The organism is Deltaproteobacteria bacterium (genome assembly GCA_035063765.1).
Classification (GTDB): domain Bacteria; phylum Myxococcota_A; class UBA9160; order UBA9160; family PR03; genus CAADGG01.
Genome location: JAPSFT010000007.1, coordinates 1 through 21,162 on the forward strand (window position 1 = coordinate 1; position 21,162 = coordinate 21,162).

The 21,162-nt window shown below is 72.4% G+C and carries 20 protein-coding genes and 2 pseudogenes; 12 read left to right on the forward strand and 10 right to left on the reverse strand.

Annotation, left to right across the window (positions count from 1 at the left end):
* The 3 genes and pseudogenes from OZ948_06450 (at position 1) to OZ948_06460 (ending at position 2,331) form a co-directional block, all read left to right on the forward strand.
* Positions 1-116: pseudogene (locus OZ948_06450) on the forward strand (transposase).
* A 684-nt stretch (positions 117-800) separates the two neighbouring features.
* A complete protein-coding gene (locus OZ948_06455) occupies positions 801-1,826 on the forward strand; it encodes an RNA polymerase sigma factor (GenBank protein MEB2344360.1) in 1,026 nt (341 codons plus the stop codon).
* Positions 1,810-2,331: an SRPBCC domain-containing protein gene (locus OZ948_06460; GenBank protein ID MEB2344361.1), complete on the forward strand. Its 522-nt coding sequence runs from the start codon at positions 1,810-1,812 to the stop codon at positions 2,329-2,331. Before OZ948_06455 ends, OZ948_06460 begins: the two co-directional genes overlap by 17 nt.
* Positions 2,332-2,383: 52 nt before the next feature.
* On the opposite strand, the gene OZ948_06465 is transcribed toward OZ948_06460, so the two are convergent.
* Both OZ948_06465 and OZ948_06470 read right to left on the reverse strand, forming a co-directional pair.
* The gene (locus OZ948_06465) at positions 2,384-2,770 is read right to left on the reverse strand and encodes a type II toxin-antitoxin system VapC family toxin (protein ID MEB2344362.1); all 387 of its coding nucleotides are present in this window, start codon (positions 2,768-2,770) and stop codon (positions 2,384-2,386) included.
* Positions 2,767-2,997, reverse strand: a complete 231-nt coding sequence (locus OZ948_06470) for a type II toxin-antitoxin system prevent-host-death family antitoxin (protein ID MEB2344363.1) — start codon at positions 2,995-2,997, stop codon at positions 2,767-2,769. Before OZ948_06470 ends, OZ948_06465 begins: the two co-directional genes overlap by 4 nt.
* Positions 2,998-3,493: 496 nt before the next feature.
* On the opposite strand from OZ948_06470, the pseudogene OZ948_06475 reads away from it, so the two are divergent.
* Positions 3,494-3,961: pseudogene (locus tag OZ948_06475) on the forward strand (IS1595 family transposase).
* A 122-nt stretch (positions 3,962-4,083) separates the two neighbouring features.
* Here OZ948_06475 and OZ948_06480 read toward each other — a convergent pair.
* Positions 4,084-4,596: a hypothetical protein gene (locus OZ948_06480; protein ID MEB2344364.1), complete on the reverse strand. Its 513-nt coding sequence runs from the start codon at positions 4,594-4,596 to the stop codon at positions 4,084-4,086.
* The gene (locus OZ948_06485) at positions 4,589-4,915 is read right to left on the reverse strand and encodes a helix-turn-helix domain-containing protein (GenBank protein MEB2344365.1); all 327 of its coding nucleotides are present in this window, start codon (positions 4,913-4,915) and stop codon (positions 4,589-4,591) included. The genes OZ948_06480 and OZ948_06485 overlap by 8 nt, the downstream gene beginning before the upstream one ends.
* 145 nt (positions 4,916-5,060) lie before the next feature.
* On the opposite strand from OZ948_06485, the gene OZ948_06490 reads away from it, so the two are divergent.
* Positions 5,061-6,323 carry a hypothetical protein gene (locus OZ948_06490; protein MEB2344366.1) on the forward strand — a complete coding sequence of 421 codons (1,263 nt, stop codon included), beginning with the start codon at positions 5,061-5,063 and terminating at the stop codon, positions 6,321-6,323.
* A 568-nt stretch (positions 6,324-6,891) separates the two neighbouring features.
* On the opposite strand, the gene OZ948_06495 is transcribed toward OZ948_06490, so the two are convergent.
* Positions 6,892-7,260: a hypothetical protein gene (locus tag OZ948_06495; protein MEB2344367.1), complete on the reverse strand. Its 369-nt coding sequence runs from the start codon at positions 7,258-7,260 to the stop codon at positions 6,892-6,894.
* A gap of 605 nt (positions 7,261-7,865) precedes the next feature.
* On the reverse strand, positions 7,866-9,362 hold the full coding sequence (locus tag OZ948_06500; GenBank protein ID MEB2344368.1) for a hypothetical protein: 1,497 nt from the start codon (positions 9,360-9,362) through the stop codon (positions 7,866-7,868).
* Between the two features lie 524 nt (positions 9,363-9,886).
* On the opposite strand from OZ948_06500, the gene OZ948_06505 reads away from it, so the two are divergent.
* Positions 9,887-11,209: a hypothetical protein gene (locus OZ948_06505; protein MEB2344369.1), complete on the forward strand. Its 1,323-nt coding sequence runs from the start codon at positions 9,887-9,889 to the stop codon at positions 11,207-11,209.
* A 218-nt stretch (positions 11,210-11,427) separates the two neighbouring features.
* Here OZ948_06505 and OZ948_06510 read toward each other — a convergent pair whose 3' ends face one another.
* Positions 11,428-12,015 (reverse strand): hypothetical protein, encoded by a 588-nt coding sequence (locus OZ948_06510; GenBank protein ID MEB2344370.1) that lies wholly within the window; start codon positions 12,013-12,015, stop codon positions 11,428-11,430.
* A gap of 546 nt (positions 12,016-12,561) precedes the next feature.
* Between OZ948_06510 and OZ948_06515 the strand changes: the two genes are divergently transcribed.
* Both OZ948_06515 and OZ948_06520 read left to right on the forward strand, forming a co-directional pair.
* Positions 12,562-13,893 (forward strand): right-handed parallel beta-helix repeat-containing protein, encoded by a 1,332-nt coding sequence (locus OZ948_06515; GenBank protein ID MEB2344371.1) that lies wholly within the window; start codon positions 12,562-12,564, stop codon positions 13,891-13,893.
* A gap of 457 nt (positions 13,894-14,350) precedes the next feature.
* Positions 14,351-14,860 carry a hypothetical protein gene (locus OZ948_06520; protein ID MEB2344372.1) on the forward strand — a complete coding sequence of 170 codons (510 nt, stop codon included), beginning with the start codon at positions 14,351-14,353 and terminating at the stop codon, positions 14,858-14,860.
* A 100-nt stretch (positions 14,861-14,960) separates the two neighbouring features.
* Here the strand turns inward: OZ948_06520 and OZ948_06525 are convergent, their stop codons facing one another.
* A complete protein-coding gene (locus OZ948_06525) occupies positions 14,961-15,515 on the reverse strand; it encodes a GNAT family N-acetyltransferase (GenBank protein ID MEB2344373.1) in 555 nt (184 codons plus the stop codon).
* 340 nt (positions 15,516-15,855) lie between these two features.
* Between OZ948_06525 and OZ948_06530 the strand changes: the two genes are divergently transcribed.
* Entirely contained in the window at positions 15,856-16,605 is a 750-nt protein-coding gene (locus OZ948_06530) for a TetR/AcrR family transcriptional regulator (GenBank protein MEB2344374.1), read from the forward strand.
* A gap of 47 nt (positions 16,606-16,652) precedes the next feature.
* Positions 16,653-17,819: an acyl-CoA dehydrogenase family protein gene (locus tag OZ948_06535; GenBank protein MEB2344375.1), complete on the forward strand. Its 1,167-nt coding sequence runs from the start codon at positions 16,653-16,655 to the stop codon at positions 17,817-17,819.
* Between the two features lie 10 nt (positions 17,820-17,829).
* Here the strand turns inward: OZ948_06535 and OZ948_06540 are convergent, their stop codons facing one another.
* Entirely contained in the window at positions 17,830-18,384 is a 555-nt protein-coding gene (locus OZ948_06540) for a hypothetical protein (protein MEB2344376.1), read from the reverse strand.
* Positions 18,385-18,635: 251 nt separating this feature from the next.
* Between OZ948_06540 and OZ948_06545 the strand changes: the two genes are divergently transcribed.
* Together OZ948_06545 and OZ948_06550 are read left to right on the forward strand one after the other, a co-directional pair.
* Positions 18,636-19,430 (forward strand): hypothetical protein, encoded by a 795-nt coding sequence (locus OZ948_06545; protein MEB2344377.1) that lies wholly within the window; start codon positions 18,636-18,638, stop codon positions 19,428-19,430.
* A gap of 156 nt (positions 19,431-19,586) precedes the next feature.
* Entirely contained in the window at positions 19,587-20,660 is a 1,074-nt protein-coding gene (locus tag OZ948_06550; GenBank protein MEB2344378.1) for an ATP-binding protein, read from the forward strand.
* 32 nt (positions 20,661-20,692) lie between these two features.
* Here the strand turns inward: OZ948_06550 and OZ948_06555 are convergent, their stop codons facing one another.
* Positions 20,693-21,073: a response regulator gene (locus tag OZ948_06555; protein MEB2344379.1), complete on the reverse strand. Its 381-nt coding sequence runs from the start codon at positions 21,071-21,073 to the stop codon at positions 20,693-20,695.
* Between the last annotated feature and the right edge of the window lie 89 nt (positions 21,074-21,162).

Consider the following 21,162-nt stretch of genomic DNA (forward strand, 5'->3'; position numbering starts at 1 on the left):
CGCGACGGCACACGACCCACGTCGTCTTCACGCCGCAGGAGCTCGTCGAGAAGCTCGCGGCGCTGGTCCCGCCGCCCCGCTTCCACCTGGCCCGCTACCACGGGATCCTGGGCCCCTGCGCAGCGCCTCGCCGTGCGCGCGAGATGGCTGTCCCTGGTCGATGCAGTCGTCGAGCGTGTAGACGAGGCGCGCGCGCTTGCGGATCGCGACCGTGGCCCGCTGCACGACGGGCGGCACGCTGCCCTCGAAGCGGAAGCCGAAGACGGGGAGCTCTCTCTCGACGACCGGCTGTTCGGCGTTCGCGACGCGGTCCAGCAGCGCCGCGACCGAGCCGACCAGACTCGCGGCGCGGTCGGCACTCAGAGTCTCGTGAAGGCGAGACATGCCCTCGCCGAGGCGGTCGCACCAGACCGCACCGTCCTCGTTGACCATCACCTCGACTACGCGCTCGTCCGCGAGCGCAGCGAGGATCACCTCGCCGATCTCCCGGTGGAGCTTCTGGCGAAAGCGCCCCGCGCGCACTTCGCGCGGGTCGTCGAGCTTCTCAGGTCCCCCCATGGTCGGTCAGGCTACGAGGAGACTCTTGCCCCCCTCAACGCCGGAAGGTGCTGGACGGCGACTCGAGCTGACTACGGAGAGGTCTTTCGGCCGCGTCGAGACTCCCTCTTGTTCTCGAGGGCTTGGTGCCCATGGCGGCAGCCGCGGCCCGAGGTGTGCCGCCGGGCCCACTATCCTCCGACCCCGCCGGTCCGTCATGCTGGCGGAGTCCGGTGGGTCCGGGCGAGCGAGAAGGCAGGGCGATGGGCGACGGAGCCGAGGTTCTTCGAGACGAGCTGCGGGTCGCGTGGCAGCGCTACGTGGATCTGATCGCGCCGCACCGGCCAGCGCTCCACGGCTCCTGCCGGCGGCTCGCGGGCAACCTGTGGGACGCCGAGGACTTGGTGCAGGACACGATCGTCCGGGGCTTCGGGCAGCTCGGGCTCTTCACTCGCGAAGTGCGGAATACGTGGGCCTATCTGCTGCGCGTGGCGACGAACCTCTGGATCGACGAGCTGCGACGCCGCGACGTGCACGCGGCCGCACGACTCGGTGATGAGATCGCAATGCAGACGGCGAGCACGAGCCAAGCGACGGAGGTGCGCGAGGCCGGCGAGCGACTGCTCCAGCGCCTCTCGCCGCAGGAGCGCGCGGCGCTGCTGTTGAAGGAGGTCTTCGAGATGAGCCTCGACGAGATCGCCGACGTGCTCTCGACAACCCGGGGAGCGGTCAAGGCAGCGCTCCACAACGGGCGCGCACGGCTGCGGGAGGCCGAAGGCGACGCCGCCTCGCAGCGCCCGTTGCCGTCGCCGGCTCTAGCTGACCGATTCATCGCCCTCTACGACGCGCGGGACGCGAGGGGCCTCGCCGCGCTGATGCTCGCGACCGGCACAGTCGAGAACGTTGGTGAGGCGGTGCAGCGAGGCGCAGAGTCCTTCATCGCCGCCGAGCGGAACATTCTGGCTGGTCTGCTGCGCGGTCACGCCGACGAATGGCCGGGCGGTCTCGACTGGGCCTCTCAACGCATCGAGCTCCGCGAACTCGACGGTGAGCCGCTCGGCTGCATCTTCATCCGCTTCCGCGGCAGCGACCGCCTGATGGCCGTGATGCGCTTCGAGGAGAACGACGGCCGGGTAGCGCGACTGCGGATCTATGGCTTCTGCCCCGAGACGATGCGCGAGGTGGCGGAGCGACTCGGAACGCCGGTCCTGACCGGCATCTATCGCCCTCCGACGCCGATCGGCGCGGGAGGATCGAACGAGGAGGACCGACATGACCCTCGTCAATGAGCGCAGCTTCGAGGTTCCCGTCCCGGTCGAGCGTGCCTGGGCTGCGATGACCGAACCGAGAGGACTGAACCTCTGGTACTTCCCCGTGAAGCCGGTGGGCGACGACGGATCGATCCGAACCGAGATCTGCGGCGTCGAGCGCACGAGCGAGGTAGTGGGCGCCGAGCGCCACCGTTTCTTCCACACGCGCACGCGGCTCTCGGGAAGCGAGGGCTTCGGCGTCGTCCCTGGGACGCGAGAGATGCGCGTCGCGTTCGCGCCGACCACGGGGGGTACGCGCATCACGATCACGCACTCCGGCTGGCCGGACACGCCCGATGGAGACTGCGACCGTCGCGCGACGGCGCGCGGCAGCGGCGAGAGCATGGCCGACCTGGAACTCTACCTCCGCACCGGCGTCCCCTTCCCGAGACATCACCACGGCGTGCACTGCGATCTCGGCCTCTCACTGTCCGAGGTGCCGGCGGGCCTCGAAGTGCGCGCGGTTCAGGAGCGGGGCGCCTGAGCGGAGCGCGGCCCAGCAGCGGGGGTGTCGCGGCCGAGAACTCCTCGGGGGCTCACCAACCCGACTGGACGTGCGGATAGGAGCGAATCCTGTCGTCGGGCGTGATGATCGGGACTGCGTTCTCCAGAGCGGTCGCGACGATGATGCGGTCCGCCGGGTCGGGATGGAACTCCCCAGGCAGCTTGGTGCTCCGCACCGCGATCGCGGGCTCGAGCGGAGCGAGCTGGATCCCGGGAAGGGCGAGCGCGATGTCGACCCACTGCTCGACGGGACGGTCGAGCTGGATGCGTCGCTTCGCGACCAGCATCGCGACCTCCCAGACGCTGATCGCCGAGACGAGCGCGTGCTCCGCCTGATCGATCGCGCGCCGCGCGCTCGTTGTGAGCCGCTTGGGGTCGCTCGCGCGCCAGATCCAGGTCGCCGTGTCGAGCACGATCACGAGGCGGCCTCCCAGTCCTCGGGTCCAACCACGGGGCGCGTGAGGTCCGGGTCCAGGTAGGTGACCGAGCCGAGCAGCGCCTCGGGATCGACCGTAACCGCGCGCAGCTCGGCCACCGGCACGCCGCGGCGGGTGATCGTGATCGCCTCCTTGGTCTCCTCGACTTGCCGGACGAGCTCGGTGGCCCGCTGCCGGAAGTCGCCGACCGCTACCTCGCGTCTAGCCATCATCTTTACCTCTTGGCCATGCGAGATGGCATGATAGCAAGAATAGCGGCGTCCTACCCCTCATTCGGCTAGACTCGTGCGAGCGGTCCACAAGGGACGTTCGGCCTATGCCGCTCGGTCCGCCTGTGACCGGGGCTGTCACGCGGTAGGTGCACGATCCGCCTTGGCTTTGACCAAGGAGGACGTCGGATGAAGGCACCGGCCACGCTCGACGAGTTCTACCGCACGTTCCCGAGCGAGAGGCGCTGCCGGGACATCCTGCGCCGCCTGCGCTGGCCCGACGGCTTCCGCTGTCCACGCTGCAAGGGGCGCGAGGCGCACCGGCTGCGAGCACGCGGCCTGTGGCAATGCGCCGCCTGCCGCTACCAGGCCTCGCTCACGGCGGGCACGCCCTTCCACGGCACGCGCGTGCCGCTGCGGACGTGGTTCCTGGCCATGTTCCTCGTGGCCCGTCACAAGAGAGGGATCTCGGCCCTGCAGTTCCAAGCGCGACGCGGGCTTGGGCAGCTACAAGACGGCCAGGTTGCTTCTCCACAAGGTGCGTTCCACCCTCGCGCACCACCCGCTCTTCCGCCTCGAGGGAGACGTCGAGGTCGACGAGACCTACATCGGAGGTCATCGCCCGGGACGACTCGGGCGCGGGGTGGGCAAGACCGGCGTGGCCATCGCCGTGGAGCGCCGGGAGAAGACGGCGGGCTCCCTGCGCCCGCTCCAGATTCCCAATGCCACGAGGGTCGTGCTGAACTCGTTCGTCGAGAACTCGATCCGCCCCGAGAAGACCACGGTGTTCACCGACGCCTGGGGCTCCTACAACGCCCTGACCCACCTCGGAATCGACCACCGCCCCCGAAAGGGAGGCCACTCTTCCGCTTCGTCCTGCGCCGCGTCGTTCGTGGCCAGCCGCTTCCCTACCGGCTGCTCGTGGCGGAGGGAACGGCATAGGCAGAGTTCGGCCTACCCGTGAAGTCGTATTCGGAGAGGGTGTGGCGGGAAGGATTGGGGGTGGTCGACATGGCGGGCGCGGAGGTTACCCGGCCGCGGCGGCGGTCGCCGCCGACCGGACACGGCGGACCGGAGGTGCGCGGGCTACGTCTCCCCGCTCCCGGCTCGCCGCCGGAGCATCTCCTTCAGCACCGCGACGTCCTGCCGGTCCTGGGGACGGTCCGCGGCCTCCTTCGACCGCACGATGTCCGAAAGGCTCGCTGCCCACAGCTCCACGCCGAACACCTCGAAGCGGACCGCATCGCGGCGCAGGTCGGCGAAGCCCTCCGTGCCGGAGGGCAGGAAGGCGACGGCCAGGCGGCCGGCGTCGGTGACGAGGTTCCAGAGCAGCGCGCGCGACAGCGCGGTGGCGCTGCAATCGAACGCGAGACCCTCGGGAACGGCCTCGGTGTACACGCACGCGCGCAGCTCGCGGAGCGCCGCGGACAGTCGCTCGAGATTCCCGGAGGACCGATCCGGCGTGATGTCGGCGTCCGCCGTGAGTCTCGGAAAGCCCTGGAGGCGCGCCGCGAGCGCTCCAATCAGGACGTATCTGACGTCGTGCGCCGCGAGGACGCGGACGATCCGCTCCGGGTCGAAGGGCGCGAGCTCAGGCACGACGCGCGGCGCTCGCGAAGCGGCTCGTGTTGCGCACCTCGAGCAGCCGCTGCTCGGGCGTCAGCGCCAGGATGCGCGCGACGTCGTCGAGCATGTGCGATCCCGCGACCGCGGCGGGCTCGAGCTCCGCCCGGATCTCGAAGCCGGCGGCGGCGACGAGCCGTGCCAGCGTGGCGACGCTCGGGCTCACGCTCCCCTGCTCGATGCGCGCGATCACGGATTGCGCGGTCCCGGCGCGCTGCGCGAGCACCCGCTGGGTGAGCCCGGCGCGAAGCCGGGCCGCGCGAAGAAGGACACTCGCGGGAGGAAGAGACGCCACGGGCGTTTGATATCTGATCGGCTATCAGCAGGTCAACCCGAGACACACGACGTCCGAGCCCCGGGCGCCCCTTCGACGCCTCGAAGCCCCATCACATCGCTGGCCGCTGCCGACGACACATTTGCTGGATAACGTCGCGCTCCCCATGCGCGCCGTGTCGTTCGCCCTGGTCCCGCTGCTCCTCCTCACGCCTCGCCCGGCCGGCTCCGCCGGGTGCGCCACGACCCTCCTGACGCCGCACAGCCACGCCCGACTCGTCGCGGTGGTCTGCGAGGAGGCCCTCGCGGGCCTCCCGGCCTGCAACGAAGCGCTCTTCGACCAGTACCTCGACCCTTCGAGTGGGCTCGAGGTCCCGCCGGACCAACGCGAGACGATCCCCGCCACGGCGTCGCTCCTCGCCAACGCCCTCGCCGGCGGGAACGCCCTGGCGCAGGCGGCGCTGGCGGCACTCTTCGGAGTCGCCGTGCCCACGGTGCCGCTGAACGTCGATCCCTGCGACGACCAGCTCGCGAACTCGGACTCCAGCCCGGGTGCTCCCTGCTCGGGGATTCCGGCCCGCGGCCCACACGCCGCCTTCGCCGCCCTCGGCCCCACCCTGAACCTGGTGCTCACCGACGAACAGGAGGCGCTGCTCGGCTGCGGGCCGTTCTGGGGCGACGACTGCGAGGGCACGGGCATCGAGCCGCGGTCCGCGCCGGCGAGCGCGCTCGCGCAGGCGTGGGTGGGCTTCGACGGGAGCTGCGCCGGCAGCGAGGGCTCGGAAGACTGGCACCTCGCCAACGGCGAGCCCCAGCCGGGAACGATCGGGTTCGCGCATCCGCCGCTCCCACCGCAGCCGGCCGGCGCCGTCGCGACCGGCATGCGGAGCCCGTTCCTGCCCGACGGGACGACGCCGAATCCGATCTACGACGCGAACCGGGACGGGACGATCGGCGGGCTCGTGATCCCGGCGGAGTTCGGCGCCTCGGCCGGCCAGCCGTTCGCGAACGAGGTCGCGGCGCTCTCCTTCAACCTCCAGCTGCTGCCGGTCGTGCTCTCGGCGTCGGCGGACGTCCCGGAGCTGGACCAGTTCGACCCCGCCGACCCCTACGCCTACTACGACGAGAACGATCCGGAGACGGCGGGCGACCGCGGCCGCTGCTCGTTCCTGCAGCCCCAGCACTGCCGCGCGGTCCGGACCGTGCTCGCGCCCGAGGCCGACGCCTCGCAGGCGACGGCGGCCGCGCTCACGACGCTCGGCGCCGTCCTCTTGCGGCGCCGAGCGCGGCGCACGCGAGCGCGAGCAGCGCGGCGAGCGCGCGGAGTCCGGCCCCCGGCTTCGGCACCGCCATCGCGACGCGGAAGCCGAGATGATCGCCCTCGGTCGCCGGCGCCTCGGCCGGCTGGCTCGAGGCGGCAAGGTTCGTGACGAGGTTGTCCCAGCTTCCGCCGCGCGCGCGCCGGAAGGCGTCCTCGTTTCCCCGTCCTCGAGCGTCACGACCCGCAGCACCCGCGTCGGTCTCTCCGGTCCTCCTGATCCTGCCCCGGTATCGAACCCGCCCGTCCCCCCGGCACCTCGCGCCGGATCGGGGCAGCGGGGACGTGCCGGCACGACTCGCGCCGGATGTAGGGTGGTGTCGCCCGTTCGATTCTGGCCTGGGCCACCATCCAGCTCGCGAGCAAGTCCGCGGAGATCCCGGCATTTTCGTCGCGGGAGCGACCGAAGCTCGCGGCCGCGTCGGGATCACCCACCCGCCGTTCCTGCCCGCCTCCAGCGCGAACCCGGCCCGCGTGCAGGGGGTGCAGCGGCCTCCGGGCGGGCGGCGGCACCAGCAAGACCTTCGCCGCCGGCACCGAGACCCGCACCGACCGCGGCCTGGTCCGCGAGAACGACGGCCTCGCGATCGACGCGGTGAAGAAGCAGAACAACGCGCACCCGTTCCTGCTCGCGAGCTCCACGGCGACGGGCAACGACAGGAGCAGCTCGCCCCCGACTCCTAGCGCGAGAGAGCGGCGCGGCGGCGCCGCGCCGCGCAGCCCGCGAGCGCCGCGCCCGCCACGGCGGCCGAGCCGGCGCCGCCCGGCTCAGGCACGATCGCGACGGCCGTGTCGGCGTCCGTGGCGATCTCCACGCCCGCGCTGGCGACCCAGGTGCCCGTGAAGACCGTCGTCTCGGCGACGGTCGTGGGATGGGTGAGGAAGGCGCTCGCGCCCGGGTCCAGGGTGTACGGGAAGGCGGTCAGGATCGCGCCGAGCACGTTGTCGTCGACGTCGTGCTGGGTGAGCGCGACGTCGCCCGTGTTCTCCACGGAGTAGCAGAGCCGCACGGCGGCCCCGGCGTGCGAGGACCCGCAGCGCCGGCACACCAGGACACCTAGGAACGCCAGTCCGTTCCGAGAGTCCGCCCCACGCAACGCGCTCGGATGGGAGATCCGAGGCACGGAGTATGTCGCGCAACCTCGCCGGCGCCGGCCGCGCCGTCGCGTGGCTGTGCTGCGCCGGCCCGGCCCGATCGGAGGACATCCGATCCGTCGTCCAAGCCGGGAACCGCGCCTTCATCGCAGCCTTCCTGTGCGGCGATTCCAGACGGGCGCATCTCGGCCGCGCGCGAGCCGGCCGTGTTTGCTCCCCTGCTCGCGGTCCTCGGGTCGCTCTGGCTGCTCCAGCCACGGGCCCGGCGGCGCAACACCGATTCGTGAAGCCACGTGATCCACGACGCCCGCGCCTCTCTCCGAGCCCGGAGCCGTGGCGTGGTGCGCGCCTGGTTGCAGGCACGCTCCGCGCCTGCCCGCAGCTACTCTGGGTAACCGAGCGCACGGAGGCGCTCCGCTCGCGGGCGGCGGGGTCGAGTTCGGGCACGTCCTCGCCCACCTGGAGCGGAGCGTCGAGCGCAGGAAGCCGCAGCTCCGACTCGACGACAGCGGGGCGTGCGCACATGCGCGCGAGATCGTCCGCCCGCTCGAAGGCGAGGTCACGGGATTCGCGCGGGTCGGCGGCTGGGTCCTAGAGGAAGTGCTCTCCCTGCGAGGTCGCGACCAGCGGGGATGCGCGGCGGCTGGCGTACGAGCAGCCGCGAGCGGCGCAGGCACATCACGGCGATCGTACCGATCCCGACGAGGCCGGAGCCGCGGGGCTCGGGCGCCAGCGTCCAGCCCATGTCCTGGAACATGCCCCGCTCGACGGGGGCCAGCGTACGGATCACGTCGCCGGGAAGCAGCGCCGCGTCCATCAGGACGTCGCCCGGAAAGAACGTCTCGGAGATGTGGAGCACGCTGGTCGCCGGGATGAAGGTCTCTGCTGCGGAGAGGTTCGGAGGCACTCCGCCGTTTCCGGCCACGCCGCCGGGACCGCCCCAGAAGAGCCCGTCCCCGCTCGTGACAGCCGCCGCACGCTCCTCCGGAAGCAGCGCGATCAGCGGAGTGCCGTCCGCGTCTTGGAGGAACAGATCGTAGAGATTGGGGATCGGGCCGAACGGGGCCCCGTTGTAGGTCCCGCCCGCCTCCAGGTTCGAGATGAATCCGAACACGTGACCGAACTCGTGGAGGGCCAGGGTCACGAAGTCCAGCCGATCGCCTGGATCCCCCGTCGGCTCGAGGTAGAAGTCCACCGCCTCGCTGAACTGGATCAGTCCATCCGGCCCGTCGTCCAGGTCTCGTCCGGAGCTGTGCTCCAGGATGGGCCATTGCACCGTGATGTCCCCAACGCCCGTCGACTGCGTGGTCGCGGCGACGGCGGTCGAGGCCCCGAGCTCGCCCAGCGAGGGAACCATCTCCACCAGGACCTGGACCGTCTCGCCCGGGTAGGAGCTGGCGAAGAAGCTCCCCCACAGGTCGGCAGCCGTGCGCATCGCGTTCAGCCGCTGCGGACCGAGCACCGGATCGTTGAACCCTCCGCCAGGCTCGTCCGCCACCTGGACGTCGATGGCGATCGGATCCCCTGCACGCGGCTCGCGCACGAACACGGCCGTCGGGCTCGTGATCTCGAGCTCGAAGCTGCCCGCATCGTCCGCAGTGAAGGTGGTGAGCACGAGGAAGTAGCTCTCCCCCGGAGCGAGCGTGATGTCGCGAGCCGCCGTGAAGGCGCTCAAGAGGTCCTGCCCGGGCAGGATGTCGTCGGCGGTCGCGACGAGGTTGCCACCAGGCTGCAGAGGATCGAAGGGGTCGCAGTAGAGGTAGAGGACGGTGTCCTCGATCGTCGTGCCATCGGCGACGACGGAGACGGCCAGAGCTTCGGGCTCCGAGACCTGGATCTCGAACACCGCGTACTTCATGCCGTCGTCGGTCGCATCGGTCGTGAAGAGGCCGCATGCCAGGTTCCGGAAGCCGTCGTCCGGCACGCGCCGATTCCAGATGGGGGAGGAGCCATCCAGCACGCCCGAAACCGAGTCGACGGCCCAGACGGTTCTCGCCGAGAGCCCTTGGGCGGCTTGCGCGAGCAGGAGAAGGGAGACGATTCGCGGAAGCGTCATGGGGTACCTCGTCCTCGTCGCAGACGCCCCACCCCCGTCTTCGGCCGCAGAAGAGCGTAGGGCTCGAGCGCTCGTTCTGCCTGGGCCGCCGCACCCCCCGGCGAAGCGGGCCTCGGCGGTGCCCGTGGCGCTCGTGATTCGGCATCGACACGAACGACTGGACGCTCGGCAGCCGCGTCACGACGCGCTCCGTGCTCGTCATCGACATCGTCGACGTGCAGAGCGAGCGGCTGGCGTGGCATTCGGTGGCCACGACGGGGCTGGGCCCCGGCATCACGCCGGGCGCGCGCACCGAAGCGGCGTTGCCCGGGCGGTCACCGAAGCGCTGCTCGGGTTCCCGGCGAACGGACTCGCGACGCGCGCTCGCTCGCACGGGCAGGACGGTGCTCGGGCCGCTCCCACGGGCGCGATCCAGGCGCCGTGCGCTCGACCGCTCCCGATCGGGCCGCCCGGAAGCGGCTTTTCGTTTGACTCGAACGGGCTGGATCGGTCAAAGTCGCAGCGATGGGGCCGGGGCGTCCGCCGTGCCGTACCTGCGATCCGCCTGCTCCTGCCTGGCCGCCGCCCTGACCGTTGCGGTCACGGCCCTTCCGGTCCGTGCGCAGACCGCCTCCGCACCCGCCGCCTCGTATCGCTTCGTGGTGCTCGCGGATTCGGTGACCGAGGTGAAGCCGATCTGGGACAAGGCGCCGAGCATCGACGAGGACGGCGCCGTCGCGTTCATCGCGTGGGAAGGCGTGTTCGGCGCGGCCCACCGCGTGCTCGTCGCGAGCGAGCCGGGCGCCGAGACCTTCGCGGAGTACACGCAGGTCGATGCCGCGCTCGGCCTGGCCCCCAGCACCGAGCAGATCGGAAGCTTCGCGAACGGCAGGCTCGCCTACCTGGACTACCTCGCCGCCTCGCCGACAGAGAGCACGATCTACCGCTGGCAGGGCGGCGCACCGGTACCGGTCGTCCCCGTGACGCCGATCGCCGACGCTCCGGCGATGAACGTCCTCGGTATGGTCACGATCCTGCAGGACCTTCCGCGCGCGGTCATCGCGACCGACGGCGAGGAGACGGCGGTGGTCGCCAGCGGCGACACGGTGTTCGGCGACGGCACCGAGATCGACAACCTGATCCTCCCGGCGCCGGACATCGACGGGGTCGGGCGCGTCGCATACTTCGCCTCGATCGCAAGCCAGCAGCTGATCTGCGACGACCGGATCCTGCTCTCGGGCACGAATCCGCCGCTCGTGCTCGCGAGCGGCGGGGTGCTGCGCGACGACTGCACGTTCCGCACCCTCGATCCCACGATCCCGATCGCCGCCAACGACCACGGCAGCGCCGCCTATGCCGGGGACTTCTCGACGCCGGGCGGGCCGGTGACGGCCATCTTCGTCGACGGGACCGTGGTGTGGGAGACGCGCATCGGCGGCTTCGAGGACCTCGGCGGCTTCCCGATCGCCGCCGTGGCGCTGAACGACGCCGGCACGGTGGCCTTCCTGCTGGAGTTCTCCGGCGACCTCGGCCGCCGGCTCTACCTCGGCCCCGACCCGGTCGAGGACCGCGTGATCGGGCGCGGCGACCCGCTCTGCGACGGCGTCGTGAAGGGCATCGAGTTCCATCGCTTCGGGCTCAACGACGCCGGGCAGATGGCGCTCGGCATCGAGCTCGTGGGGGGGCGGCATCTGGTCGTGCGCGCCGAGCCGACGCTCACCGAGCCGGGCGCCTGCGTGACGGAGGTGCCCGAGCCGGCGCTCGGCGGCACGGCCGCCGGCGTCGCCCTCGCGCTGCTGACGGCCCTCCGGACCGCGCGCGCGCGTGCGGCACGCGGGGCGCCCGCATGCCGGTCCGGACCTCGTTAGCCACCGACAGCGGCCCGCCCGTTCGCCTTGTCCGTAGGGGGCTGCACGAGGGGATGGCGTCCAGGCGCCCATCCTACGAGCAGATCCTGACGGGACTCGGGCGGGAGGGCGTGCGAGCGCGGAGCGGGTCGAGGAGGTGGGGGGACGGCGCGGTCTGACGCCAACGCCTCGGGTGGGCGTTCGGGCGTCGCGCGTCGATCGGGATCCCCGGGTACTGCTCATTCCACGGTGGCGATCGGCTGCTCGGGAGCGCGCAGGAGGAACGCCGTCCCCCCCGGCGTGACGATGCGGACCACGACGAAGATCTTGCCCTCCGCACCCCACGGCGGGCCGGCGCGCAGCGCGATCGTGAACTCGGGCGAATCGGGCCGGTTGCGCGCCACCCCTTGGGCATCGGTGTAGGCCGGATCCTGGGAGTCCGACTCCGGGGGATCCGTGGCCTCCCAGACGTCGTTGCCCTTCACGATCCAGACGTGGTCGATGGCGATCCCCTTTCCGGCCAGGCTGCCCTGCGTGGCGACCACCTTCACGAGCCCGTTGATCGCCGGAGGGTGCTCCCTGGGCGGCATGCTCGGGCCCACATCGGCCCACATCGACGGCGCCAGTTCGACCCGGGTGGTGGCATCGAGGGCGGCCTCGGTCGGGGCACCGCGCAGCATCGCGACCAGCTCGCTGCCCCCGTCGCCTCCCGCCTCGCCCGAAAGGCCGGCGCCTTCGCGCCGGGAACCGCCTTCCACGGGATCGGGCGGGATCGGATCTCCGCTGCGGCCGCAGCCCGTAACGACCAGTACCAGCAGTGCCGCCATGCTTCGCTGCATCGTCCGCCTCGCCCGGTCGTCACCGGCCTCGGCCGCCGCCCGCGGGTCCGACCCGGACGGCCCGATCCCGACCCCGAGCGGACGGATCCCGACCGCAGGCAGGAGCCCAGCAGATCATCGCAGGCCCCATCCCGAACGGCACGGCCGGGGGACACCATCTCGTTCGTCTACGACGCGTCGCGCTCCGGGAGCCGGAGGTCGGCAACGGCCAGTACAACGGCGTCCTGCTCGCAGGTGACACGCGAGCGACGCCACTCGACCCCGGCACCTACACGTTCCAGATCGAGCGCACGCTCTTCCCGCTCGAGTCCGGGTCGCTCGCCGCCGGCGATCCTGGCGGCATCGGAGCGGTGGTTCGCAAGGGTCTCGGGGCCGGAGACGGCCAGGCCGGGTCCACGGGCCCGCTTCGTCTGCGAGGCGGACAGGTCGCATTTGGCTTGCAAACGGGGCTCGGGATGCGCTCGAATGGGGCGCCCGGAGAGGCGTACCCCAGCCTCGGAGTCGCCGCTCCCGGCGGCCCTGCAGGAGGACATCGTGCGACGATCCGCCCTCGCGACCACCCTCCTCCTCGCCGCGCTCGACGCGGGCGCCGCGACCTTCGTGGTGGGATCGACCACCGACGGCGCCGATGCCGTTCCGGGCAACGGCGTCTGCTCCTGGACGGCCGGCATCTGCACCCTGCGCGCCGCGATCCAGGAGGCCAATGCGTGGCCCGGAGCCGACGTGATCCAGCTCCCGGCCGGCACCTTCGCGCTCTCGATCGCGGGCGCCGGCGAGGACGCCGCCGCGACCGGGGATCTCGACATCGCCGAGGACCTCACGATCGAGGGAGCCACCGCGGCGGGGACCGTGATCGACGCGGGCTCGCTCGACCGCGTCTTCGACGTCCTGGGCATGCCCGGGACCCTCTCCGTGACGATCCGGGACGTGACGATCCGGGGCGGTGCGACCTCGGACGTCGAGGGCGCCGGGGTCCGCCATGCGGACGACGGCACGCTCACCGTCGAGGACTCGGTCCTCTCCCAGAACCAGGTCTCCGGGACCACGAGCGACGCGATCGGCGGCGCGATCAGCTCGAACGGTGTCGGCCATCTCGAGGTGCGGCGCGTGCTCTTCTCGGCGAACGGCGCCGACCGCGGCGGCGCGATCTTCCACAACGGCTCGCTCGCGATCTGGGACTCCACCTTTGCCGGCAACACCGCCAGTACCGGCTCCGCGATCGAATCCTACGGAGACGGCACGGTCGAGCGCTGCACCTTCGTCGGCAACCAAGCAACGGCCGGATCCGGAGCCATGATCCGCCTGTTGAGCGGCACCTATCGGATCCAGAACTCGACCTCGAGCGACAACGAGAGCCCGGGTCCGGGGATCTCGGCCTACGCCGATCTCAGGCTCGAGAGCGTCACCAGCCTCGGCAATACGACATGGACCGGCCTCTGGGTCGGGGGCGGGACGACCTCGATCGTGAACAGCGTGCTCTGGGGCACCTCGGGCGACGAGTGCAACGTGACCGGCGGCACGATCGTCTCCCTCGGTCACAACCTCGACAGCGACGACACCTGCGGCGCCGGCCCGGGCGACCTGCCGATCCAGGACCCGCAGCTCGCGCCGCTCGCGGACAACGGCGGGCTCACGGAGACGCACCTCCCCGCCCCCGGGAGCCCGCTCGCCAACGCGGGCCTCGACGCCGCCTGCCTCCCCGAGGACCAGCGCGGCGTCCTGCGCAACCTGGGGCCCGCCAACGCCTGCGACGTGGGCTCGGTCGAGTTCGCGGTGCCCGAGCCCGGCGCGACGGGGGCCGGCGTCGCGGCCCTCGGCGCCCTCGCCCTGCTGCGCCGCCGGCGCCGCGCGCCGCCGCGCGGGTAGCCCGCCGCCCCACGCGGCGGGCGTCGAGCCGTGCCCGCCCTCGCGCGATCGATCGACGCCGGGGCCGCGGCGCTCGCTCCGCTCGCCCGGGAGCGTGCCTTCCTGCGGCGGGCCCGCGTCACGAGACCAAGGGCAGCGCTGGCCGCGAGGGCCATCGCGCCCGACGTGGGCTCCGGCGCACGCAGGCCCGAGACGTAGGCGGTCGAGTCGAGGATCCGGTCCTCGCGATCCCCGATGATCAGGCGCAGCGTGTTGCCCGTCGGATTCACGGGCCCTCCGAAGACCAGCAGCAGATTGCCACCCGGGGCGCGGACGCCGCGCGCATGCGGCATGCGGCGAACGGGCCGCGGCGGCCTCCTTGCCGTAGCATGCGCCAGCCTGACCCCGGCAGCGGCTAGGCTGCGGGACCGGGATTCGACACCGGATCCGGTACAGGGGTGGAGGGCGGCCGCGAGCGATGGACACGGACCTGCTCTACGCGATCGCCGAGGTGGCCGTGGCGTTCGCGGGCTTCTCCGGGATCGCGGTGGTGCTGCGCCGCTCCGCGACGACGGGCCTCTCCCCGCACGCGCGGCGCACGCTCTGGTACCTCGTCCTCGACTGCATCGCGGTCCTCTTCCTGTGCTTCCTGCCGGTCGTCCTGCATCAGTTCGGGTGGGACGCCGCCCGGCTCTGGTCGGTGTCGAACGGGCTTCTCGGCTCGATGCACCTCGTTTTGCTGGCGCCCGCCGTGGCGTGGTTCGCGCGGGGCTGGCGCCAGATCCGCGCCGAGTGGCTGCCCTGGATCAGCCCGATCCAGAGCTCGCTCATGTTCTGGTCGGCGGTGATCGGTGTCGTGCAGCTGCTCGCGTCGGTCGGCATCGGCTTCGACGCGAGCCCGGGCCTCTACAGCGTCGGGCTGCTCGCGCTGCTCTTCTTCGCGGCGGTGGACTTCGTCTTCCTCGTGGCCGGCGAGGACGCAGGATGAGCACGGACGCCTGTCCCGCGCGGCTGGGCCCCGAAGGCGGACGTCCCCGCATCCGCGACGCGAGCGCGAGCGCCGGGGCGCCACCGGCGCGCGGAGGGGCTCAGGCGCCGCTCCCGCCCACGACGCGCAGGTACACGTGCTCGAGTCCCCGCTCCGCGTGCAGCCACTCGCCGGCGCGCCGGAAGCCCAGGCTCGCCGCCAGGCCGGCCGACGCGTGGTTCTTCGGTCCGATCGAGAGCACGAACCGCCGCACGCCGTGCTGCGCGTGCGCCCAGCGCATCAGCCCGCGGCTCGCCTCCGCGGCGTAGCCGCGCCGGCGGTCGGCGGGGAAGATCGTGTAGCCGAACTCGACGCCGTCGGGCGCGTGGTCGCGCAGCCAGGCGCCGCCGGGTGGCCCGCGGAATCCTGCGACGCCGATCGCGCGGCCCTCCCGCTCGAGGACGACCGCGCGCGTGAGCCAGGGCTCGAGCCCCGGCTCCTGCTCGAGCTGCGCGAGGCGCATGCGGAACACCTCCGTCATCCCGAGCCAGTCCGCGGGCAGCCGCGCGCCGAGCTCCTGCTCCGCCGCGGGAAGGTCCCCCGCGAGCGACGCCCGCAGGAGCCTGCGCCCGAGGGTGGGCAGGCGGATCCGCGCGGTCTCGATGGCGGGCCACACCCGCGCAGCCTAGAGCCCATCTCGTGGCCCCGCTCCCGTCGTGGACCCGCTCCCGTCGCCCGACACGCGCCTTCGCCCCGAGCTCCTCGTTGCGAAGGGTCGCCGTGCCGACGGGGTTGGCTGCGCTTCTCCCGCCTCGACCTCGGGGCGAGCTCGCGCCCTGGCTCGGTCCGGGGTTCACGGGAGGGTTGCCTGCCCGCGCAAGCCGGCACGAGAGCCCACCGCCCTCCCCCCCGGAGTGCGCGCGCAGGCGTGCCGGACCCGGACCTGGACCTGGACCTGGACCTGGACACGTAGTGATAATTCACTATCGTCGCACCACCGTGGAGCGGAGGGTGCGATGGCGGGCGGAAAGACGGGCGGGAAGACCGGCGGGAAGACGGGCACGAAGGCAGGGCGCAAGGGCGGCGGACGGGCCCGGGCGGGTGCGCCGGCGCCGGGGGCGCCGGCGGAAGGCCCGGCGGCCGGGCGCCGGCGGGCCACCCGGCGCCCCGCCCCCGAGCGCCGCGAGCAGATCCTCGAGAGTGCGGGCGCGGTCTTCGCGACCTCGAGCTACGCGAAGGTCGGGACCGCCGACCTGGCGCGCGCGGCGGGCGTCTCGGAGCCCGCGCTCTACCGCTACTTCTCGGGGAAGCGCGATCTCTACGTGGCGACGCTCGAGGCCATGAGCGCGCGCCTGCTCGGGATCTGGAGCGGCATCGCCGCCCGGAGCGACGACCCGCTCGAAGCGATCCGCGCGATCGGGCTCGGCTACTACGACCACCTGGAGAGCCGCGCGCCGGTCCTGCGCCTCTTCTACGAGGCGATCTCCGAGATCGACGACCCCGCCGTCCGGCGCACCGTCCGCGCAAGCTTCCTCGCGATGGTCGGATTCATCGAGGGCCTGCTCCTCGAGGCGCGCGAGCGGGGCCGCCTGCGGCCCGACGTCGATCCCCGGGTGGCGGCCTGGCACTTCATGGCGATCGGCTTCTCCTTCGATCTCGTCCACCTGCTCGGGATCGGCGGTGAGCTCGATCGCGGGAAGGTCGAGGGCTGGGGCTCGCTCTACCTCGACTCGCTCGCGCCCCCTCGCGCGAAGCGACGGACCTGAAGGAGACCCTCCCCGACCAGGCGGAGGAGATGGACAAGGAGACCGTCATGTCGATCCACGCATCGCAAGAGATCGAGATCCTGCGCCGTACGCTGGCACGATTCGTCCGCGAGGAGGTGCGGCCCCTGGAGGAGGAGCACCGCCTGCCCGGCGACGTCGCGCCTCCGGCGGAGCTCCGCCGCCGGGTGCGCATGCGCTCGCACGAGCTCGGCCTCTACGCGGCCGACATGCCGCGCGAGGTCGGGGGCGCCGGTCTCCCGCTCGCGGAGCGTGTCGTCCTCGACACGGAGGCCTTCTCGCACGAGACCGTCTTCTTCGACGACCTCCTGGGAGGCCCGGGCGGACCCTCCTCGATCCTGCTCGCCTGCAACGCGGAGCAGCGCAGCCGCTATCTCCTCCCGCTCGTCCGGGGCGAGACGAGCACCTGCTTCGCGCTCTCGGAGCCCGAGGCCGGCTCCGACGCGAGCGGGCTCCGCCTGCGCGCGGAGAAGCGGGGCGATCGCTACGTGCTGAACGGCAGCAAGAACATCATCACGAACGCCGTGCAGTGCGACTTCGCCATGGTCTTCGCCGTGACGGACCCGGCGCGCGGGGCGATGGGCGGGATCACCTGCTTCCTCGTCGACGCGGGGACCCCCGGGTTCTCGGTCGGCCGCTCGCACACCTGCATGGGCTTCTCGGGCTTCCAGGGCGAGCTGGTCTTCGAGAACTGCGAGCTCCCGGCCGGGGCGATCCTCGGACAGGAGGGCTTCGGGCTCGCCCTCGCGCTCGACTGGATCAACGCGAACCGGATCAAGATCGGCGCGATGGCCGCCGGGATCACGAAGCGCCTGCTCGCTGCGAGCGCCGCGCACGCGCGGTCACGGCAGCAGTTCGGCCGCGCGATCGGCGAGAACCAGGGCGTGCAGTGGAAGCTCGCCGACATGGCGACCGATCTCTTCGCGACCGAGAGCATGGTCGCGCGCGCCGCGAGGATGTGGGACGAGAAGATCGACGTGCGGATGGAGGCGGCGATGGTGAAGCTCTACGCCTCGGAGAGGGTGAACCGCGCCGCCTACGAGGCGATCCAGGTCCACGGCGGGGCCGGCTGCCTCGCCGAGGCGGGACTCGAGCGCGTCTACCGGATGGTCCGCGTCTACACGATCGTCGAGGGGACGTCCGAGATCCAGCGCATGGGCATCGCCCGGAGGGTCCTGAAGCAGGCCGCGGCATAGCGCCGCGTGCTCAGCGCTCTCCCTCCCCGCCCGCTGCGATCTCGAACTCGAGCACGATCGGCTCGAAGACCTGGTGCCGCGCGAGCCCCTGATGCGCCGTGCGGCCGCCGGGACCGTCGACGGCCACGGCGAAGGGCGCGGGTTCCCGGACGGCGCCGCACGCACGCGGGTAGTCGACCCCGATGCGATAGCGGCCCGGAGCGAGCGGCGCGGGGAAGCGGATCGTCTCGACCCGGGGCGCCGGATGTGCGCAGCGCTGATCCTGGACCAGCGTGCCGCCGCTGCGGCTCGGCGAGTTGGCGTAGTAGACGGTCTCCTCGAGCGGGTCGGTGACGTAGAGATCGAGATCGACTGCCGCCCCGAACGCGAGCTCGACGCGCAGGCCGTCCGGGACCGCCGGCTCGCGCGCGACCAGCCGGGCGGCGAGCTCCTGCGCGGCCTGCGCCCGCTCGGGCGTCCACGCGGGCGCCTCGGCCACTACCGGACCCGGCGGCGGGCCGCCGTCGCAGCCGGCGGCGGTGAGGAGCAGCGCGGTCCCCGCCGCGGCGACGAGCTCCGACCTCATCTGGGGATCGCTCCGGCTGGCGGGCCGCGCAAGCGGCCGGCGCCAGGGTACCAGGCCCGACTGCGGGGCGACGCCGCGGCGGCCGCGATCGCGCCGGGGCCCACCGGCCCACCGGGGCGCGCGCTCCCCGGGAAGTGCCGGCGGAGCCGAGCGGTCGCTCCTGTCGCCTTGACGACGTCCGGCTCCCCGTCTGGGCCTTCGTTCAAGGCGCGGCGCGGTCGCGCCGATCGGGCGAGGGCTCCGGAGGCCGCATGAGTCCGTTCGTCGTCGCGATCTACTTCCTCGTGATCACGCTCGCCCTGTTCCTCGCCTACCGGATGACAAGCCTCGCGCTCCGCACCCGGCAGCTTCCCGAGGCCTGCATCGCCGGCTTCGCGTTCGGGACGGCCGTGGGCACCTTCCTGCTCACGATCGGGCGCGGGATCGGTGCGCTTCCCGAAGGCTGGGACGTCCCCGTCCACGCGGCGGGCGCCCTCCTGATCTCGATCGCCGCGGCCCTGCTCGGGCTCTTCACGTGGCGGGTCTTCCGGCCCGACGCGCCGTGGGCGCGCCGCGGATTCGTTGCGCTCGGCGCCCTGGTTCTCGCGAGCCTCGTCGCGAGCCTGGCGACGCCCGAGGACTTCCGCTCGCACGTGCGCACCCCCCGGAGCGCGGCGAGCCTCGTCTGGCTGCTCGCGCGGGGCGTCTTCTTCGTCTGGGCCTGCCGCGAGGCGCTGCACTACTGGAACGCGATGCGCCGCCGTCTCGCCCTCGGGCTTGCCGACCCCGTCGTCGTGAACCGCTTCCTCCTCTTCGGCGTCTGGACGGCCGGCATGGTCGGCCTCTGGCTCAACGCGGTCGCGGCCCGGCTGCTCTTCCACCTGACGGGCGGCAACGCCTCCGAACCGACCCTCTACCTCACCGGATCGGTGTGCGGCCTGGTCCAGATCGTGTCGATCTGGCTCGCCTTCTTCCCGCCGCGGGCCTACCTGCGGCGCGTCGCCCGGTCCGCAGCTCCCTCCCCGAGCGGCCAGGGAGATCCGACCGGTTCCCGAGGACGATCGTAAGGCCCCGATCGAGCCGCCGGTCCGGACGCGGCGGAGCCCGGCGTCGGGGCCCGCTCTCGGCGGGACCGCCCCCGCCGAGGCGCAACACCCGCTCGCTCGCACCGGGCTCCAGGACGGGGCCGGTGCCCTACCCTCGGCCCGTCGTGCGGGGAGCCGATGAGCCGACCGGACCAGGACGCCGTGCGTTCCGCGCCGCCTTCCCGGCGGCTGGTTGCCGGTCTCGCGGTGGCCGTCGCGAGCACTGCCTTCCTCTTCGATCTGGCGATGCCGATCGGTGTCGGGGCGGGGGTCTTCTACACGCTGCTCATCCTGCTGACGCTGCGCGTCCCGGGTGATCGCCCGACCTGGCTCGCCGCGGCTGGCGTGACGCTGCTGACCCTGATCGGCCTGCTCCTCGACCTCGGGGACGAAGGCCAGATGCGCTGGAAGGGTTACGTGAACCGAGGGGCCGCGATCGTCACCTTCTGGGCGATGGCGTGGCTCGCGGTCGCTTACAAGCGCGGCCGCGAGCGGCGCGGGTTGGAGCAGACCGTGTCCCTGCGTGCCGAGCAGCTCGCGAGCCTGGGCGAGATGGCCGCCGGGATCGCCCACGAGCTGGGCACACCGCTGGGCGCGCTCCAGGGCCGCCTGGAGCTGCTCGACCAGACCCTCGCAGCCGGACGCGGCGATCCGGAGCAGGTGCGCGAGACGGTCCGCATCCTGACCGCCCTCGGCGATCGCATGACGCGCACGCTGCGCGCCGTGCGCAACCTCGCGCGCGATGCGTCCGCCGACCCCTTCCTCGAGGTGCCGGTCGAGCGCATCGTGCGCGAGGCGCTCGCCGTCCTGGAGGAGCGGCTCGAGAAGGCGGGGATCGAGGTCCGCGTCGAGCCCTTCGACCCGGAGCTGCATCTGAGGTGCCGCGAGACCCAGATCGAGCAGGTGCTGCTCAACCTGATCGCCAATGCGGCGGACGCCGTACACGACCAGCGCGAGCGCTGGATCCGGATCGAGGTCGCGTCCGGCCACGATCGAGTGACGCTCGCCGTGGTCGACAGCGGGCCGGGCATCCCGGAGAAGATCCGCGCCGACATCCTGCTGCCCTTCTTCACGACCAAGCCGGCAGGCCAGGGGACCGGGCTCGGGCTGAGCGTCTCGCGGGCCTTCGTCGAAGCCCACGCCGGTACCCTCGCGCTCGACCCCGGCTCGCCCCACACCCGATTCGTCGTCTCGCTGCCGATGCAACGCTGAAGCGCGTCGTCACGGGATGGGCCGGCGCTGGCTCACTCGTCCCCGGCGGCGAGCAGCCGCTCGATCTCCTCCCGCAGCACGGCCAGCCGGAACGGCTTCTCGACGAAGCCGCTGCGGCCGAGCGCCAGCGCCTCCCCGGCGAGCGGCCGCTCGCTGAAGGCGGTCATCAGGATGATCGGGAGGCGCGGATGGGCGCGGCGCAGGGTGCGGGCCAGGTCCAGGCCGCTCATGCGAGCCATGCGCAGGTCCGTCAGGACGAGGCTCGGAGCCTCAGCATCCGCCCCGTCCATGTGGCCAAGCGCCTCTTCGGCCGACGCGAACTCGAGCACGGCGTGGCCGAGCGAGCGCAGGAAGTCGCTCAGGAGCGAGCGATAGTCCGCGTCGTCCTCGACGAGCAGCAGGCAGCGCGACATGGCCCTGGCTCGAGCAAGGACGATGCCAGCCGGCGGAGGGCCTCAGGGCGGTGTGGCCGAAGGCTCCCCGGGAGCTGCCACACGACACG

Bases quoted from the DNA above. Each gene is read 5' to 3' on its own strand.
- OZ948_06520 (MEB2344372.1), top strand. From the start codon at position 14,351: ATGGACACGGACCTGCTCTACGCGATCGCCGAGGTGGCCGTGGCGTTC.
- OZ948_06460 (MEB2344361.1), top strand. From the start codon at position 1,810: ATGACCCTCGTCAATGAGCGCAGCTTCGAGGTTCCCGTCCCGGTCGAG.
- OZ948_06500 (MEB2344368.1), bottom strand. From the start codon at position 9,362: ATGACGCTTCCGCGAATCGTCTCCCTTCTCCTGCTCGCGCAAGCCGCC.
- OZ948_06550 (MEB2344378.1), top strand. From the start codon at position 19,587: ATGAGCCGACCGGACCAGGACGCCGTGCGTTCCGCGCCGCCTTCCCGG.
- OZ948_06540 (MEB2344376.1), bottom strand. From the start codon at position 18,384: ATGAGGTCGGAGCTCGTCGCCGCGGCGGGGACCGCGCTGCTCCTCACC.
- OZ948_06490 (MEB2344366.1), top strand. From the start codon at position 5,061: ATGCGCGCCGTGTCGTTCGCCCTGGTCCCGCTGCTCCTCCTCACGCCT.
- OZ948_06510 (MEB2344370.1), bottom strand. From the start codon at position 12,015: ATGGCGGCACTGCTGGTACTGGTCGTTACGGGCTGCGGCCGCAGCGGA.
- OZ948_06535 (MEB2344375.1), top strand. From the start codon at position 16,653: ATGTCGATCCACGCATCGCAAGAGATCGAGATCCTGCGCCGTACGCTG.
- OZ948_06545 (MEB2344377.1), top strand. From the start codon at position 18,636: ATGAGTCCGTTCGTCGTCGCGATCTACTTCCTCGTGATCACGCTCGCC.
- OZ948_06470 (MEB2344363.1), bottom strand. From the start codon at position 2,997: ATGGCTAGACGCGAGGTAGCGGTCGGCGACTTCCGGCAGCGGGCCACC.
- OZ948_06455 (MEB2344360.1), top strand. From the start codon at position 801: ATGGGCGACGGAGCCGAGGTTCTTCGAGACGAGCTGCGGGTCGCGTGG.
- OZ948_06530 (MEB2344374.1), top strand. From the start codon at position 15,856: ATGGCGGGCGGAAAGACGGGCGGGAAGACCGGCGGGAAGACGGGCACG.
- OZ948_06555 (MEB2344379.1), bottom strand. From the start codon at position 21,073: ATGTCGCGCTGCCTGCTGCTCGTCGAGGACGACGCGGACTATCGCTCG.